This is a genomic window from Streptomyces sp. NPDC023157 (assembly GCF_055560575.1).
In genome coordinates this window covers 294,947-310,518 of the sequence record NZ_JBVHIL010000001.1, presented here as the reverse complement: position 1 = coordinate 310,518, position 15,572 = coordinate 294,947, and the positions used below count along the sequence as shown (strand labels likewise).

The window sequence follows — 15,572 nt, the reverse complement described above, 5'->3', positions numbered from 1 at the left end:
GCGGGGAGGCCACGTGGATCGCGGGCACTTGGTGACACTGCGACATTCGGTAAGGGCGATCCACCACAGAGCGGAGGACTCAGAGCATGGCCGGCGCGATGCGCAAGATGGCGGTCTACCTCGGCCTCGTGGAGGACGATGGTTACGACGGCCGGGGCTTCGACCCCGACGACGACTTCGAACCCGAGCTGGAGCCGGAGCCCGAGCGTGACCGGCGCCATCACCAGCCCCCGCGCCAGGTGGAACGGGAGGAACCGGTACGAGTGGTCTCCCCGCCCGCACCCCGCGAGCCGGTGTCCCATTCTGTCCCGGTACCCGCCGAGAGCGGGCGTCCGGCCCGAATTGCCCCCGTGGCATCCATCACACCCGAACGCCCGAGCCTGGAGAAGAACGCACCGGTGATCATGCCCAAGGTCGTGTCCGAGCGGGAGCCCTACCGCATCACCACGCTCCACCCGCGGACCTACAACGAGGCCCGTACCATCGGGGAACACTTCCGCGAGGGCACCCCGGTGATCATGAATCTCACGGAGATGGACGACACCGACGCGAAGCGACTTGTCGACTTTGCCGCCGGACTCGTCTTCGGGCTCCATGGCAGCATTGAGCGCGTGACGCAGAAGGTGTTCCTGTTGTCGCCTGCTAACGTCGATGTCACGGCGGAGGACAAGGCCCGTATCGCAGAGGGCGGGTTCTTCAACCAGAGCTGAGAACACGAGACCGAGAACGACCCGGCCCTGAGGCCGGACAGGCGAGAGCCAGGGGAGAGGGAAGCGCGGGATGGGCGTCGCACTACAGGTGGTCTACATCGCGCTGATGTGCTTCCTTGTCCTCCTGATCTTCCGGCTGGTCATGGACTACGTCTTCCAGTTCGCCCGTTCATGGCAACCCGGTAAGGCGATGGTGGTCGTTCTGGAGGCCACCTACACTGTCACCGATCCACCGCTCAAGCTCCTGCGGCGGCTCATCCCGCCGCTGCGTCTCGGGGGCGTGGCACTCGACCTGTCCTTCTTCGTTCTGATGATCATCGTCTACATCCTGATCTCCGTCGTGAGCAGCTTCGCGAGGTGATGGTGGAGGGAAATGTGGACGATACGGTCTTGCCGACTGCCGACGACTACGTAGAGGTGAAGAAGAGATGCCGTTGACCCCCGAGGACGTGCGGAACAAGCAGTTCACGACCGTCCGCCTTCGAGAAGGCTATGACGAGGACGAGGTCGATGCCTTCCTCGACGAGGTCGAAGGCGAACTGACGCGTCTGCTCCGCGAGAACGAGGACCTGCGCGCCAAGCTGGCCGCCGCGACCCGTGCCGCCGCGCAGAACCAGCAGCAGCAGCAGAACATGCGCAAGCCCCCGGAGCAGCAGGACCGTCCCGTCGGTCCCGGGGCCCCGGTGCCCGCCGCCATATCCGGACCGCCCGCCCAGCAGCAGCCTCCGCAGATGGGCCCGCCGCAGCTGCCGTCGGGAGCCCCCGCGCTTCCCGCCGGCCCGATGCAGGGTGGTCCGATGCAGGGTGGCCCCATGCAGGGCGGCCCGATGGGTCCCGGCTCGATGCAGGGCGGCCCCATGGGTCCCGGCCCGATGCAGGGTGGCCCCATGCAGGGCGGCCCCATGGGTCACCCGCAGCAGCAGCAGATGCAGCCCATGCAGCCGGCTCAGGGCCCGGGTGGCGACAGCGCCGCGCGTGTCCTCTCGCTGGCCCAGCAGACCGCCGACCAGGCGATCGCGGAGGCCCGTTCCGAGGCCAACAAGATCGTCGGCGAGGCGCGTTCGCGCGCCGAGGGCCTGGAGCGGGACGCCCGCGCCAAGGCCGACGCCCTGGAGCGGGACGCGCAGGAGAAGCACCGCGTCGCGATGGGCTCCCTGGAGTCCGCCCGTGCGACCCTCGAGCGCAAGGTCGAGGACCTGCGGGGCTTCGAGCGTGAGTACCGGACCCGCCTGAAGTCGTACCTGGAGTCGCAGCTGCGTCAGCTGGAGACCCAGGCCGACGACTCGCTGGCCCCGGCGCGCACTCCCGCGACCGCGTCCCTGCCGCCGTCCCCCTCGATGGCCTCGGCGGGTGCCCCCGCCCCGTCCTTCGGCGGCAACGGCTCGATGGGCGGCGCCCCGTCGTACGGCGGTCAGCAGCAGATGTCCCCGGCGATGACCCAGCCGATGGCTCCGGTCCGTCCGCAGGCTCCGCAGCCGATGCAGCAGGCGCCGGCGCCGATGCGCGGTTTCCTGATCGACGAGGACGACAACTGACGGCGCCGCACGTCCACGCGCTGAGCGCGTAGCCGTCGGCGGCAGTCGTAAGGGCCGGGCCCTGGGTATCCACCCAGGGCCCGGCCCTTTTGCCGTGTGCTTCGCCCGGCGGGCATCCCCGGGCCGGTCCCGGGGTGCGCGGAAGGGGGTGCGGTACGCGGAAGGGCCCGGCACCGGGGTCGGTGCCGGGCCCTTCGCCGTGCGGGTTACGCCTTGCGGAGGCGGAAGGTGAGGGCCAGGCCCTCGTCCTCGAACGGGGTGCCGTACGAGTCGTCGGCAGCGCCCTCCGCGTGGTCCGTGGCCAGGACCTCGTCCGCGATCAGGCCGGCGTGCGCCGCGAGCGCCTCCGCCGTCTCCGGGGAGGTGGAGGTCCAGCGCAGCGCGATCCGGTCCGCCACGTCCAGGCCGCTGTTCTTGCGGGCCTCCTGGATCAGGCGGATCGCGTCACGGGCCAGGCCGGCCTTGCGCAGCTCCGGGGTGATCTCCAGGTCGAGGGCGACCGTCGCACCGGAGTCGGAGGCCACCGACCAGCCCTCGCGCGGGGTCTCCGTGATGATGACCTCCTCCGGAGTGAGGGTCACCTCCTCGCCGTTGACCGTGACGACCGCCTCGCCGCCGCGCAGCGCCAGCGACAGGGCCGCCGCGTCGGCCGCGGCCACGGCCTTCGCCACGTCCTGGACGCCCTTGCCGAAGCGCTTGCCGAGCGCCCGGAAGTTCGCCTTGGCGGTGGTGTCGACCAGGCTGCCGCCGACCTCGGAGAGGGAGGCGAGCGAGGAGACGTTCAGCTCCTCCGTGATCTGGGCCTGGAGCTCCGGCGAGAGGGCCGCGAAGCCGTTCGCCGCCACCAGCGCGCGCGAGAGCGGCTGACGGGTCTTCACGCCCGACTCGGCGCGCGTCGCGCGGCCCAGCTCGACCAGGCGGCGGACCAGCAGCATCTGCTCGGACAGCACCTCGTCGACGAGCGTGGCGTCCGCCTCCGGCCAGGTGGCCAGGTGGACGGATTCCGGGGCGTCGGGGGAGACCGGGACGACCAGGTCCTGCCAGACCCGCTCCGTGATGAAGGGGGTCAGCGGGGCCATCAGACGGGTGACCGTCTCGACCACCTCGTGCAGGGTGCGCAGGGCCGCCTTGTCGCCCTGCCAGAAGCGGCGGCGGGAGCGGCGCACGTACCAGTTGGACAGGTCGTCGACGAAGGCCGAGAGCAGCTTGCCGGCCCGCTGGGTGTCGTACGCCTCCATCGCCTCGGTGACCGAGGCGACCAGCGTGTTCAGCTCGGAGAGGAGCCACTTGTCGAGGACCGTGCGGTCGGCCGGCGCCGGGTCGGCGGCCGACGGGGCCCAGCCCGAGGTGCGGGCGTACAGGGCCTGGAAGGCGACCGTGTTCCAGTACGTCAGGAGGGTCTTGCGGACGACCTCCTGGATCGTGCCGTGGCCGACCCGGCGGGCCGCCCAGGGCGAGCCGCCGGCCGCCATGAACCAGCGGACCGCGTCGGCGCCGTGCTGGTCCATCAGCGGGATGGGCTGCAGGATGTTGCCGAGGTGCTTGGACATCTTGCGGCCGTCCTCGGCGAGGATGTGGCCCAGGCAGACCACGTTCTCGTACGAGGACTTGTCGAAGACCAGCGTGCCGACCGCCATCAGCGTGTAGAACCAGCCGCGGGTCTGGTCGATCGCCTCGGAGATGAACTGCGCCGGGTAGCGGCTCTCGAACAGCTCCTTGTTCTGGTACGGGTAGCCGTACTGCGCGAACGGCATCGAACCCGAGTCGTACCAGGCGTCGATGACCTCCGGCACGCGGACGGCCTCGTGGGAACAGCCCTCGGCGGGGCAGGTGAAGGTGACCGCGTCGATGTACGGGCGGTGCGGGTCGAGCTCCGACTGGTCGGTGCCGGTCAGCTCGGACAGCTCCGCGCGCGAGCCCACGCAGGTCAGGTGGGAGTCCTCGCAGCGCCAGATCGGCAGCGGGGTGCCCCAGTAGCGGTTGCGGGAGAGCGCCCAGTCGATGTTGTTGTTCAGCCAGTCGCCGAAGCGCCCGTGCTTCACCGAGTCCGGGAACCAGTTCGTCTTCTCGTTCTCCTCGAGAAGACGGTCCTTCACGGCGGTCGTACGGATGTACCAGGACGGCTGCGCGTAGTAGAGCAGCGCCGTGTGGCAGCGCCAGCAGTGCGGGTAGCTGTGCTCGTACGGGGTGTGCCGGTAGAGCAGGCCGCGCGCGTCCAGGTCGGCGGTCAGCTGCTCGTCGGCCTTCTTGAAGAAGACGCCGCCGACCAGCGGCACGTCCTCCTCGAAGGTGCCGTCGGGGCGGACCGGGTTCACGACCGGCAGGCCGTAGGCGCGGCAGACCTTGAGGTCGTCCTCACCGAAGGCGGGGGACTGGTGGACCAGACCCGTGCCGTCCTCGGTCGTCACGTACTCGGCGTTGACGACGTAGTGGGCCTCGGCCGGGAACTCGACGAGCTCGAAGGGGCGCTGGTAGGTCCAGCGCTCCATCTCGGCGCCGGTGAAGGACTCGCCGGTGGTCACCCAGCCGTCGCCGAGGGCCTTCTCCAGGAGCGGCTCGGCGACGACCAGGCGCTCGTCGCCGTCGGTGGCGACCACGTAGGTCACCTCGGGGTGGGCGGCGACGGCCGTGTTGGACACCAGGGTCCACGGGGTCGTCGTCCAGACCACCAGGGCCGCCTTGCCGGCCAGCGGGCCGGAGGTCAGCGGGAAGCGCACGTAGACCGAGGGGTCGACGACCGTCTCGTAGCCCTGGGCCAGCTCGTGGTCGGAGAGGCCGGTGCCGCAGCGGGGGCACCAGGGGGCGACGCGGTGGTCCTGGACGAGCAGGTCCTTGTCGAAGATCTGCTTCAGCGACCACCAGACCGACTCGATGTACGCGGGGTCCATGGTGCGGTACGCGTCGTCGAGGTCGACCCAGTAGCCCATCCGGGTGGTGAGCTCGGCGAAGGCGTCGGTGTGCCGGGTCACGGACTCGCGGCACTTGGCGTTGAACTCGGCGATGCCGTACGCCTCGATGTCCTTCTTGCCGGCGAAGCCGAGTTCCTTCTCGACGGCGAGCTCGACCGGCAGGCCGTGGCAGTCCCAGCCGGCCTTGCGGGCCACGTGGTAGCCGCGCATGGTGCGGAAGCGGGGGAAGACGTCCTTGAAGACGCGGGCCTCGATGTGGTGGGCGCCGGGCATGCCGTTGGCGGTGGGCGGACCCTCGTAGAAAACCCACTCGGGGCGTCCCTCGGACTGCTCCAGGGTCTTGGCGAAGACCTTGTTGTCCTGCCAGAAGTCGAGCACCGCGTGCTCGAGCGCGGGCAGGTCGACCTGGGCGGGCACCTGGCGGTATTGCGGCGGCGTCATGCTTGCGAGCTCCTCCGGCGGACTGTTTCGCTTCCGTCCGGAGGGACGAGAGCACTGCTCCCGCGGTACCACCCTCCTTGGCCCCGGGCGGCCGCAGCCGTCCTGAGCCCCCTCATTGGGGTCGCGACACCGGGTCTACTCGCCGCGGTCGCCCGCGGCTTTCTTCCGGCAGCTCCGGGGTGATGCTTCACATCGGGCTCGCCCCCGGGCTCTCACCGTCCCCGGGTCGCTCATGGCTGCGTGCGACGCTACTCGTCCCCATCCAAGCCTTTCGCTCAGCCCAGTGTACGGGGCCGGGGCGGGGGCGGCCGACCGGATTTCCGGTGTTTCCCGGTGACCCGAATGGGCACACCGGCCCGTGCGGAGTCGGACTTCGGCCAAGTGGGGGACGGCCGGGACGGATAACCCGCCGGGGAGCTGGGCACAACGGAGGCAGGCTCGTCCCGGAGGGCGCCGGGGCGGGCGTGCAGGGCGGCGTGCCCCGTTGCCGCGGGCTCTGGGCCGATTTATCGTCCCAGCACGATTCGCGAGCAAGATCACTAAGTGTGAAGGGGCCGCGACATGGTGGCGAAGAAGACCGCCGCGAAGAAGACGACGGCAGCGAAGAAGACGCCGGCCGTCAAGAAGTCCGCGCCCGCGAAGAAGTCCGCGCCCGCGAGCGGGGCGCCCGCCGGGAAGGCCGCCGCGAAGAAGGCGACAGCCACCAGGGCGGCGGCCGCGAAGGCGGCCGCGGACCCCGCGGCCCCCGCGAAGAAGGCGGCACCCGCGAAGAAGACCCCCGCGGCGAAGAAGGCGGCCACGGCCGGGAAGGCCGCCGCATCGCCGAGGACCGCGAAGAAGACCGCGAAGACCGCGACCGCGAAGACCGTGAAGACCGTGAAGACGGCGAAGGCCGCGACCGAGAAGACAGGAGCCAGGACGGTGGCAGCGAAGAAGACCGCGGGGGGCGTCAGGACGGCCACGAGCGAGGCCGCGCTGCCTCACTCCCGGCCGGGTGAGCTCGCCGTACGCCCGGGGGAGGAGCCCTGGACCCCCGAGGAGGTCGCCGAGGCCCGCAGCGGCCTCCAGGCGGAGGTGCTGCGGCTGCGGAGCGAGCTGGTGCACTCCCAGGAGGAGCTGACCGGGCTGATGCGCGACTCCGGCGACGGGGCGGGCGACGACCAGGCCGACACCGGGACCAAGAACATCACGCGCGAGCACGAGCTCGCCCTGGCGGCCAACGCGCGCGAGATGCTGGAGCAGAGCGAACACGCCCTGGAGCGGCTCGACGCCGGCACGTACGGTCTGTGCGAGGTCTGCGGCAAGCCCATCGGCAAGGCCAGGATGCAGGCCTTCCCCCGGGCCACGCTGTGCGTGGAGGACAAGCAGAAGCAGGAGCGCCGCGGCTGACGCGGCCCGAGGGGTGTGCCGTACCCTCGTGCACATGGCAGAGGCGGAGAGCGTCATCGGTACGCCGGATTCAGGTACGGATTCAGCAGGGGCCGACGAGACGGCCGTCCCCGAGGAGCGGCCCAAGGGGAGGCGACGGATCGTCGCCCTCCTCGTGGTGGCCGTCCTGGCCTACCTCGTCGACCTCGGCAGCAAGATGCTGGTGGTCGAGAAGCTGGAGGGGCACGCGCCGATCAAGGTCATCGGTGATCTGCTGCGCTTCGAGGCCATCCGCAACCCGGGGGCCGCCTTCGGCATGGGCGAGGCGTTCACGATCATCTTCACCGGGATCGCGACGGTCGTCATCGTCGTGATCATCCGGCTCTCGCGCAAGCTCTACAGCCTGCCCTGGGCGATCGCGCTGGGCCTGCTGCTGGGCGGCGCGCTGGGCAACCTCACGGACCGGATCTTCCGCTCGCCGGGCGTTTTCGAGGGCGCGGTCGTCGACTTCATCGCGCCCGCCCACTTCGCCGTCTTCAACCTCGCCGACTCGGCGATCGTGTGCGGCGGCATCCTGATCGTGATCCTGTCCTTCCGGGGCCTGGACCCGGACGGAACCGTCCACAAGGACTGAGCCCGCCCCCTGCGGACGACAGGGTGTCGTCCGCACAAGGCATACTCGACGAGTGAGTACGAGTCCCGAGATCCGCACGCTGCCCGTTCCCGATGGCCTGGAGGGCGAGCGCGTCGACGCCGCCATCGCCCGTATGTTCGGGTTCTCCCGTACGAAGGCGGCCGAGCTGGCCGCCGCAGGCAAGGTCCAGGTCGACGGCGCCGTCGTCGGCAAGTCCGAGCGGGTCAGCGGCGGCGCGTGGCTCGAGGTCGAGATGCCGGGCGCGGCCGCCCCGGTGCAGATCGTCGCCGAGCCCGTCGAGGGCATGGAGATCGTCCACGACGACGACGACATCGTCGTGATCATGAAGCCGGTCGGTGTCGCCGCCCACCCCAGCCCCGGCTGGACCGGCACCACCGTGATCGGCGGCCTCGCCGCCGCCGGCTACCGCATCTCCACCTCCGGCGCCGCCGAGCGCCAGGGCATCGTGCACCGCCTCGACGTCGGCACCTCCGGTCTGATGGTGGTGGCGAAGTCGGAGTACGCGTACACCTCGCTGAAGCGCCAGTTCAAGGAGCGCGTGGTCGACAAGCGCTACCACGCCCTCGTCCAGGGGCACCCGGACCCGCTGAGCGGCACCGTCGACGCGCCCATCGGCCGGCACCCGAACCACGACTACAAGTGGGCCGTGACCGCCGACGGCAAGGCCTCCGTGACCCACTACGACCTGATCGAGGCCTACCGCGCGGCCTCGCTGCTCGACATCAAGCTGGAGACGGGCCGCACCCACCAGATCCGGGTGCACATGTCCACGCTCCGCCACCCCTGCGTCGGCGACCTCACCTACGGCGCCGACCCCACGCTGGCCAAGCGCCTCGGCCTGACCCGCCAGTGGCTGCACGCGGTGCGCCTCGGCTTCGAGCACCCCGGCGACGGGCAGTGGGTCGAGTTCGCCAGCACCTACCCGGCGGACCTGCAGACCGCGCTCGACCGGATCGCCTCGGAGAGCCGGTGACCACCCCCGCGTACGCCGTCCGCGAGGCCGTGGACGGCGCCGACCGCGACGCGTGCTTCGCGGTGCGCCGCGAGGTCTTCGTCGACGAGCAGGGCGTTCCGCAGGAGCTCGAGTACGACACGTACGACGAGACCGCCGTGCATGTGCTCGCCGTCGGCGCGGACGGGGTGCCGCTGGGCACCGGGCGGCTGCTCCTCGGGGCGGACGCGACCGGCAAGACCGGCGCCGACGCGTCGGTGGGCTCCCTCGGGCGGCTCGCGGTCAGCAAGGCCGCCCGCGGTCTCGGGGTGGGCGCGGCGCTGGTGCGGGCCATCGAGGACGCGGCCCGCGGGCGCGGGCTCGCCGCCGTCGACCTGCACGCCCAGACGCAGGCGCTCGGCTTCTACGAGCGGCTGGGCTACGAGGCCTACGGCCCGGAGTTCCCCGACGCGGGGATGCCGCACCGGGCGATGCGAAGGCCCCTGTAACCGGGCTCCGTCGCGGCGGGTGAGGCCGGCCGCCCGGTCGGCCGGCCCGGGTTCCCGAAGCGCTCCGACCCCCTTGGGTGGGGGCAATCGCGGTCAAACCGGGCGTACGTGACAGGGTGGGGCCGTGGATCAATTGGCCCTGCTGTTCCTGCTGCTGCTCGGCGCCGTACTGACCGTGCCCCTCGGGGAACGGCTCGGGCTGCCCGCGCCCGTCCTGATGACCCTCGTCGGGATCGCGCTGGCCTTCGCGCCCTTCGTGCCCGATGTCGACATCCCGCCCGAGTACATCCTTCCGCTGGTGCTGCCGCCGCTGCTGTACGCCTCCGTGCAGCGCACCTCCTGGCGCCAGTTCGCGGCCAACCGGCGCCCGATCTTCCTGCTCGCGGTGGCCCTGGTCTTCGTCACCACGGCCGCCGTCGGCGCGGTCGCGGACGCGCTGGTGCCCGGGATCCCGCTGGCCGCGGCGCTGGCGCTCGGCGCGCTGGTGGCCCCGCCCGACCCGGTCGCCGCGACCGCCGTCGCCGGGTCGCTGGGGCTGCCCCGGCGGCTGGTGTCGATCCTGGAGGGCGAGGGGCTCTTCAACGACGTCACCGCGATCGTGCTCTACAACGTGGCGATCACCGCCGTGGTGAGCGGCTCCTTCTCGTGGCCCCGGGCGCTCGGCGAGCTCGTCCTGTCGGCCGTCGTCGCGGTCGCCGTCGGGCTCGCGCTGGGCTGGACCGCCAACAAGCTGATGGGCCTGCTCGGCGACCCCACGCTCCAGATCGGGCTCACCCTCCTGGTGCCCTTCGTCTCGTACGTGCTCGCCGAGGAGCTGCACGGCTCCGGCGTCCTGGCCGTGCTGGTCACCGCGCTCTTCCTGGCCGAGTACGCGATCGACGCCGACGACGTGATGGGCCGGCTCGCCGGGCAGACCTTCTGGGAGGTCATCGACACCCTGGTCACCGGGATCGCCTTCGGGCTCATCGGCCTGGAGCTGGTGAACGTCTTCGGGGTGGTGGACGACCACGGCGGGCGGGTGCTCCGCTGGGGCGCGGCCGTCGTGGGCGTGGTCGTCGTGGTCCGGCTGCTGTGGCTGCTGCCGGCGACCTGGCTGGCCAAACGGCTGCACACCGGCGGGGACTACGCCGAGGAGATCCCGATGAGCTGGCGGGAGACCGTCGTCATGTGGTGGTCCGGGATGCGCGGGGTGGCCTCGGTGGCGCTGGCGCTCGCCATCCCGCTGCGCACCGACGACGGTTCGCCCTTCCCCGGCCGGGACGAGATCGTCTTCATCGCCTTCTGCGTGATCATCGCCACCCTCGTCGTCCAGGGGCTCACCCTGCCCTGGCTGGTCAGGCGGCTCGGCGTGCAGGCCGACGCGGACGCGGAGCGGGCCTTCGAGCGGGAGCTGGCCCTCCGCGCCGCGAAGGCCGCCAAGCGCCGCCTGAAGGAGATCGAGGAGGTCGAGGAGCTGCCCGAGGAGGTCGCCGAGCGGCTGCAGCGCGGGGCCTTCGACATCGGGGCCCGGATCAGCCCGGACATGGTCGACGACGAGCGGCGGGCCGCGTTCACCGAGCGGGTGGACCGGGTGAAGAAGGTCCAGCGGATCCACAAGGAGCTGATGTCGGCGGCCCGCCACGAGGTCCTCGCGGCGCGCAGCGAGCCCGGCGCCGACCCGGAGGTGGTGGACCGGGTGCTGCGCCAGCTGGACGTGCGCAGCATGCGCTAGGGCGGGTCGCGCGGATGGGAGGATGGCCGCATGGACATCATGCTTTTCCACTCGGTCTACGGGATGCGCCCCGCGGTGGAGGCCGCGGCCGAGCGGCTGCGGGCCGCCGGGCACCAGGTCTGGACGCCGGACCTCTTCGAGGGCCGCACCGTCGGCACGGTCGAGGAGGGCATGGAGCTCAGGGACGGGATCGGGAAGGACGAGCTGCTGCGGCGGGCGGTCCTGGCGGCGGCGCCGTACTCGGAGCGCGGGCTCGTCTACATGGGCCTGTCCTTCGGGGCCTCGGTGGCGCAGACGCTGGCCCTCGGTGACGAGAAGGCGCGCGGGCTGCTGCTGTTCCACGGCACCTCGGACATCGCCGAGTCGGCCTCGGTGGACGACCTGCCCGTGCAGCTGCACGTGGCCGAGCCCGACCCGTTCGAGACGGACGACTGGCTGTCGTCCTGGTACCTGCAGATGCGCAAGGCGGGGGCGGACGTGGAGGTCTACCGCTACCGGGGCGCCGGGCACCTGTACACCGACCCGGAGCTGCCGGACTGGGACGAGGAGGCGGCGGAGCGGACCTGGTCGGTCGCGCTGTCGTTCCTGGACAGCCTGTAGATCCGTCTATAGATCCGTCTATAGATCCGTCTATGGATCCGTCTGTGGATCCGTCTGTGGATCCGCGCGACCGACGGGGTGTGGCCCCCGGGGAGGGTTCCCCGGGGGCCACACCCGTGTGCGCGGACGGTGTGTCAGGCGCGGTACGCGGTCCAGGAGTCGTTCATCCGGGTCACCTGGCCCGAGGTGAACTGGTACATGCAGGAGTCGTACGTGTAGTCCATGAAGTTGTGGATCGGGTCCACGCCGGGCTTGGAGGTGCAGGTGTCACGGCCGGTCGGGCACTCGAAGGCGGCGCTCTTCTCGGCCGGGGTGTCGCTGACGTAGTCGCCGTTGCCCGTGCAGCCGCCCTGGAAGGTGTGGTAGAGCCCCATCCAGTGGCCGACCTCGTGGGTGGCGGTGTCGCCCTCGTTGTAGTTGGCCGCGGAGCCGCCCGGCAGCGAGGCGTCGAGGATGACGACGCCGTCCATCTTCGGGCTGGACTGGTACGAGGACGGGAAGGTCGCCCAGCCGAGCAGGCCGCCGCCGAGGTTGGCGGTGTAGACGTTCAGCGCGTTGGCGCCGCCCTTGCGCAGGGCGTTCTTCATGTCCTTCTCGGCCTGGGTGCCGTCGGAGACGTTGTACCAGGTGGCGTTGTCCGTGTAGTCCGTGCCGGCCAGGCTGAACTGGAAGTTGGAGTTCACGTTGCCGGTGCCCTGGCCGGCGTAGGCGGCGTTGAGGACGGCCATCTGGTTGTTGATGGCGGTGGCGCTGAGCTTGCCCGTCGTACCGCTGTGGATGACGTGGAAGTAGACCGGGATCGTCGTCGCGGTGGCCGCGTTCGCGCCGGCGGCCAGGGAGGCGCGGCCGGAGACGCGGGCCTCGCTGACCTTCTTCCGCAGGTCCGCGTCCATGGCCTTGGCCTGGGCGGCGGTGATCTCGTTGGGCTCGGCCTCGGCGGCGTGGCCCTTGGCCTTGCGGGCGCCGGACAGGGTGGCGGAGCCGTCCGCGCACTTCTCGGCGGAGGCCAGCGTGGAGGTGGCCGGGGACGCGGCGGGGGCGGAGAGAGGCGCGAGAGCCAGAGTTCCGGCCATCACGGCCGTGCCGAGCATACGACGTGACATACGCGGCGATATACGGACGAGAGCGCGCACGCTGACTCCTTGTGGGGGGTGATGGGGAGGCAGTTCCTCGCCACTGGCCGGGAGATTACGCGTCCATGTCAGACGTCGTTGAGGATTGATCCAGCCCAATCATTCGTGGGGCAAACAGGGGCATCGGGAAGAAAATCTTCTGCCGCTTCCGGAGTTTGAGACGTGGACGTAACAGAAGGGATGACGAAGGCGGGTGGTGTGTCCGGATTCGATCTCCCGAACTCGCCACCCGCCGTAGCCATGTGATCTTCCGTTAACAGAGCGGATCATGGCTGAAAAGCATCGCTACAGCGCCCCGGGGCGCCCGTACGTACGTGTCAGCGCACCGGCTGGTACACGCGCTCGACGCGCTGCGTTCCGCTGAGCGTGCGGTACGAACGGGCCCAGGACGCCGTCGCGTGGACGTCCGCCCGGTCGGAGACCGTGTAGTAGTCCATCTGCGAGCGCTCGGCCGTCACGTCGAGCACGCCGTAGCCGTGGTGGTCCATGTCCACCCACTTCACATGCCGGTTGGCCGCCTTGACCGCGCCCGCCGCCACCAGCGAGAGCGTGCCCGGCGCCACGTGCAGCAGGTCGTCCAGGTTGTCCGAGGTCACCGAGGTCACCACGAACTCCGTCGCGGCCGAGGCCGACAGCGGGTACGTCGCCGCCGTCACCGGCACGTCGTTGGCCCACGCCATGTGGATGTCACCAGTGAGGAAGACCGTGTTCCGGATGCCCCGGTCCGTCAGGTGCCGCAGCAGCTCCTTGCGGTCGTCCGTGTAGCCGTCCCACTGGTCGACGTTGACGGCCAGGCCCTCCTTGGGCAGCCCGAGCAGCCCGGCCAGCGGTTCGAGCAGATGGGCCGGCAGCGAACCGAAGGCCACCGGCGAGATCATCACCGAGGTGCCGACCAGCTGCCAGGCCGCGTCCGAGGCGGACAGGCCGGACTTCAGCCAGTCCAGCTGCGCCCGGCCGGTGATGGACCGCTCCGGGTCGTCCACCTTGCCGCTGCCCACGCCCGCCTGCTGGGAGCGGAAGGAACGCAGGTCGAGCAGGTGCAGATCGGCCAGCTTGCCGAAGCGCAGCCGCCGGAAGACCGTGCCCTCGGTCGAGGTGCGTACCGGCATCCACTCGAAGTAGGCCCGCTTGGCCGCCGCGACCCGGTCCGCCCAGGCGCCCTCGGTGCCCGGCGTGTGGTTCTCGGCCCCGCCCGACCAGGCGTCGTTGGCGAACTCGTGGTCGTCCCAGATCGCGACGACCGGGTGCGCCGCGTGCAGCGCCTGGAGGTCGGCGTCCGTCTTGTACTTCCCGTGCCGGGTGCGGTAGTCGGCGAGCGAGACGATCTCGTGGGCCGGCTCGTGCTGCCGGACGACGTACTCGGCCGCCGGGTAGGCGCCGGTGGCGTACTCGTAGATGTAGTCGCCGAGGTGGAGGATCGCGTCCAGGTCGGTGCGGGCCGCGAGGTGGCGGTACGGGGAGAAGTAGCCGGCCTCCCAGTTGGCGCAGGAGACCACGCCGAAGCGGACGCCGGGTCCGGCCGAGTCGGCGGCGGGGGCGGTGCGGGTGCGGCCGGCCGGGGAGACGACCCCGCCGGCGGTGAAGCGGAACCAGTAGGCGGTGGCCGGGCGCAGGCCGCGGACGTCCGCCTTCACGGTGTGGTCGGAGGCCGCGGTGGCCAGGGCCGTGCCGTTGGCGACGGTCCGGGCGAAGGCGCGGTCCTCGGCGAGCTCCCAGGCGACGGTGACGTCGGGGCCCGTGCCGGAGCCGGGTACGGCATCGGGGGTGGGGGTGACGCGCGTCCAGAGCAGGACGCCGTCGGGCAGCGGGTCGCCCGAGGCGACACCGTGCAGGAACGCCGGCGCCGTCGGGTCGGCGAGCGCGGGCGAGGCGGCGGCCACCAGTGCCGGGGTCACGACGGCCGTCACGGCGGCGGCCTTCACGACGGTGCGGCGAGTGGGGGCGGATATGAGGTTACGACTGGTCACGGGCCGTCAGATTACCGGCCGGTAGAGCGGATCGGCAGAGCTGTGCGCAAAGTTCGCCGACTCTTCGGCGGGACGTCGCCGAAGAGGCCGCAGCCGCCCCCTCGGGCCCCGCCGCCCTCCCCGGGACCCCCGCCGGACCCGGCCGCGGCTCCCGCCGGACACGGCCGCGGCCCCCGCCGGACGCGCCGCGGCCCCCGGTCCGCCGCGGGAGTGCGGCGGGCCGGGGGCCGAAGAAGCGGTCCCGGGGCCCTGGGGGCCCGGGGGGGCGAGGGGTCAGCCCTTCATCACCTTGGCGAGCGCCGTGTTGAACTGGTCCACCGTCAGCGGCGGGTTGTCGCTGCCCTCGGCGGTCAGGGTCTTGCCGTCCATCTTCAGCGTCGGCGTCCCGGTGACCCCGCTCTTGTCGAAGGCCTTCGACATCTTCATCGCCCAGGCGTCGAAGGTGCCGTCCTCGACGTTCTTCTTGAACTCGGCGTTGCCCTTGAGCGCCGGCACCGAGTCCGCGACCTCCAGGAGGTAGGAGTCCTTGGCGAACTTGTCCTGGGTCTCCTCCGGGTGGAACTTGGTCGAGTACAGCGCCTCCTTGTACTTCAGGAAGGCGTCGGGGCTCACGTTCAGGGCCGCGCCCAGCGCCGACAGGGCGTTCTTCGAGCCCTCGCCCTGGTCGGAGTTGTCGATGAAGGTGGCGCCCACGTACTTGATCTTGTACTTGCCGTCGGCGACGTCCTTCGCCACGGTCGCGCCCACGCCCTGCTCGAAGGTCGCGCAGACCGGGCAGCGGGAGTCCTCGTAGAGCTCCAGCGTCTTCTTGGCCTCCGGCTTGCCGACGACGACCGTCGTGCCGTCGGTGCCCTCGGTGTTCTTCGGGGCCGTGACGCTCTTCGCGTCCGAGGCCGCCTCCCACGCGGACGGCTTGTTGGCCTGGACGACGGCGAAGCCGATGCCGCCGGCCACCGCGAGCGCGGCGACCGCCGACACCGCGACGACCACCTGGCGGCGTGCCTTGTCCTTCTTGGCCTGGCGCTCGCGCTCCTCGCGCAGCCGCTCGCGGGCGGCTGCCTTGTTGGCCTGGGTGTTGCGCTTGCTCATGATCGTGATCTCCG

13 protein-coding genes are annotated in these 15,572 nt (G+C 71.2%); 9 read left to right on the top strand and 4 right to left on the bottom strand.

What is annotated here, in order from left to right:
• Positions 1-86: 86 nt before the first annotated feature.
• From ACZ3ZE_RS01455 to ACZ3ZE_RS01445, 3 genes are all read left to right on the top strand, one after another.
• Positions 87-710 (top strand): cell division protein SepF, encoded by a 624-nt coding sequence (locus ACZ3ZE_RS01455; RefSeq protein ID WP_132915585.1) that lies wholly within the window; start codon positions 87-89, stop codon positions 708-710.
• 70 nt (positions 711-780) lie between these two features.
• On the top strand, positions 781-1,071 hold the full coding sequence (locus tag ACZ3ZE_RS01450; protein ID WP_361164094.1) for a YggT family protein: 291 nt from the start codon (positions 781-783) through the stop codon (positions 1,069-1,071).
• A 67-nt stretch (positions 1,072-1,138) separates the two neighbouring features.
• The gene (locus ACZ3ZE_RS01445; RefSeq protein WP_361164096.1) at positions 1,139-2,245 is read left to right on the top strand and encodes a DivIVA domain-containing protein; all 1,107 of its coding nucleotides are present in this window, start codon (positions 1,139-1,141) and stop codon (positions 2,243-2,245) included.
• Between the two features lie 206 nt (positions 2,246-2,451).
• Here ACZ3ZE_RS01445 and ileS read toward each other — a convergent pair whose 3' ends face one another.
• Complete coding sequence (gene ileS / locus ACZ3ZE_RS01440; protein ID WP_361164098.1) at positions 2,452-5,595, bottom strand: isoleucine--tRNA ligase; 3,144 nt, start codon at positions 5,593-5,595, stop codon at positions 2,452-2,454.
• 561 nt (positions 5,596-6,156) lie between these two features.
• Between ileS and ACZ3ZE_RS01435 the strand changes: the two genes are divergently transcribed.
• From ACZ3ZE_RS01435 to ACZ3ZE_RS01410, 6 genes are all read left to right on the top strand, one after another.
• Positions 6,157-6,984: a TraR/DksA family transcriptional regulator gene (locus ACZ3ZE_RS01435; protein WP_361164100.1), complete on the top strand. Its 828-nt coding sequence runs from the start codon at positions 6,157-6,159 to the stop codon at positions 6,982-6,984.
• Between the two features lie 34 nt (positions 6,985-7,018).
• Complete coding sequence (lspA, locus tag ACZ3ZE_RS01430) at positions 7,019-7,597, top strand: signal peptidase II (protein WP_361164102.1); 579 nt, start codon at positions 7,019-7,021, stop codon at positions 7,595-7,597.
• 52 nt (positions 7,598-7,649) lie between these two features.
• A complete protein-coding gene (locus ACZ3ZE_RS01425; protein WP_361164104.1) occupies positions 7,650-8,591 on the top strand; it encodes an RluA family pseudouridine synthase in 942 nt (313 codons plus the stop codon).
• Positions 8,588-9,058 carry a GNAT family N-acetyltransferase gene (locus ACZ3ZE_RS01420; RefSeq protein ID WP_467256970.1) on the top strand — a complete coding sequence of 157 codons (471 nt, stop codon included), beginning with the start codon at positions 8,588-8,590 and terminating at the stop codon, positions 9,056-9,058. The genes ACZ3ZE_RS01425 and ACZ3ZE_RS01420 overlap by 4 nt, the downstream gene beginning before the upstream one ends.
• Before the next feature lie 124 nt (positions 9,059-9,182).
• Positions 9,183-10,769 carry a Na+/H+ antiporter gene (locus ACZ3ZE_RS01415; RefSeq protein WP_361164108.1) on the top strand — a complete coding sequence of 529 codons (1,587 nt, stop codon included), beginning with the start codon at positions 9,183-9,185 and terminating at the stop codon, positions 10,767-10,769.
• A 30-nt stretch (positions 10,770-10,799) separates the two neighbouring features.
• Positions 10,800-11,369 (top strand): dienelactone hydrolase family protein, encoded by a 570-nt coding sequence (locus tag ACZ3ZE_RS01410; RefSeq protein WP_329419834.1) that lies wholly within the window; start codon positions 10,800-10,802, stop codon positions 11,367-11,369.
• 134 nt (positions 11,370-11,503) lie between these two features.
• Here the strand turns inward: ACZ3ZE_RS01410 and ACZ3ZE_RS01405 are convergent, their stop codons facing one another.
• The 3 genes from ACZ3ZE_RS01405 to ACZ3ZE_RS01395 all read right to left on the bottom strand — a co-directional run bounded on the left by ACZ3ZE_RS01405 (position 11,504) and on the right by ACZ3ZE_RS01395 (position 15,558).
• Entirely contained in the window at positions 11,504-12,472 is a 969-nt protein-coding gene (locus tag ACZ3ZE_RS01405) for a zinc metalloprotease (RefSeq protein WP_361164110.1), read from the bottom strand.
• 347 nt (positions 12,473-12,819) lie between these two features.
• A complete protein-coding gene (locus tag ACZ3ZE_RS01400; protein WP_361623642.1) occupies positions 12,820-14,469 on the bottom strand; it encodes an alkaline phosphatase D family protein in 1,650 nt (549 codons plus the stop codon).
• A 273-nt stretch (positions 14,470-14,742) separates the two neighbouring features.
• Positions 14,743-15,558 carry a thioredoxin domain-containing protein gene (locus ACZ3ZE_RS01395; RefSeq protein ID WP_361164114.1) on the bottom strand — a complete coding sequence of 272 codons (816 nt, stop codon included), beginning with the start codon at positions 15,556-15,558 and terminating at the stop codon, positions 14,743-14,745.
• Positions 15,559-15,572 lie beyond the last annotated feature (14 nt).

Bases quoted from the DNA above. Each gene is read 5' to 3' on its own strand.
- ileS (WP_361164098.1), bottom strand. From the start codon at position 5,595: ATGACGCCGCCGCAATACCGCCAGGTGCCCGCCCAGGTCGACCTGCCC.
- ACZ3ZE_RS01445 (WP_361164096.1), top strand. From the start codon at position 1,139: ATGCCGTTGACCCCCGAGGACGTGCGGAACAAGCAGTTCACGACCGTC.
- ACZ3ZE_RS01450 (WP_361164094.1), top strand. From the start codon at position 781: ATGGGCGTCGCACTACAGGTGGTCTACATCGCGCTGATGTGCTTCCTT.
- ACZ3ZE_RS01435 (WP_361164100.1), top strand. From the start codon at position 6,157: ATGGTGGCGAAGAAGACCGCCGCGAAGAAGACGACGGCAGCGAAGAAG.
- lspA (WP_361164102.1), top strand. From the start codon at position 7,019: ATGGCAGAGGCGGAGAGCGTCATCGGTACGCCGGATTCAGGTACGGAT.
- ACZ3ZE_RS01405 (WP_361164110.1), bottom strand. From the start codon at position 12,472: ATGTCACGTCGTATGCTCGGCACGGCCGTGATGGCCGGAACTCTGGCT.
- ACZ3ZE_RS01410 (WP_329419834.1), top strand. From the start codon at position 10,800: ATGGACATCATGCTTTTCCACTCGGTCTACGGGATGCGCCCCGCGGTG.
- ACZ3ZE_RS01455 (WP_132915585.1), top strand. From the start codon at position 87: ATGGCCGGCGCGATGCGCAAGATGGCGGTCTACCTCGGCCTCGTGGAG.
- ACZ3ZE_RS01395 (WP_361164114.1), bottom strand. From the start codon at position 15,558: ATGAGCAAGCGCAACACCCAGGCCAACAAGGCAGCCGCCCGCGAGCGG.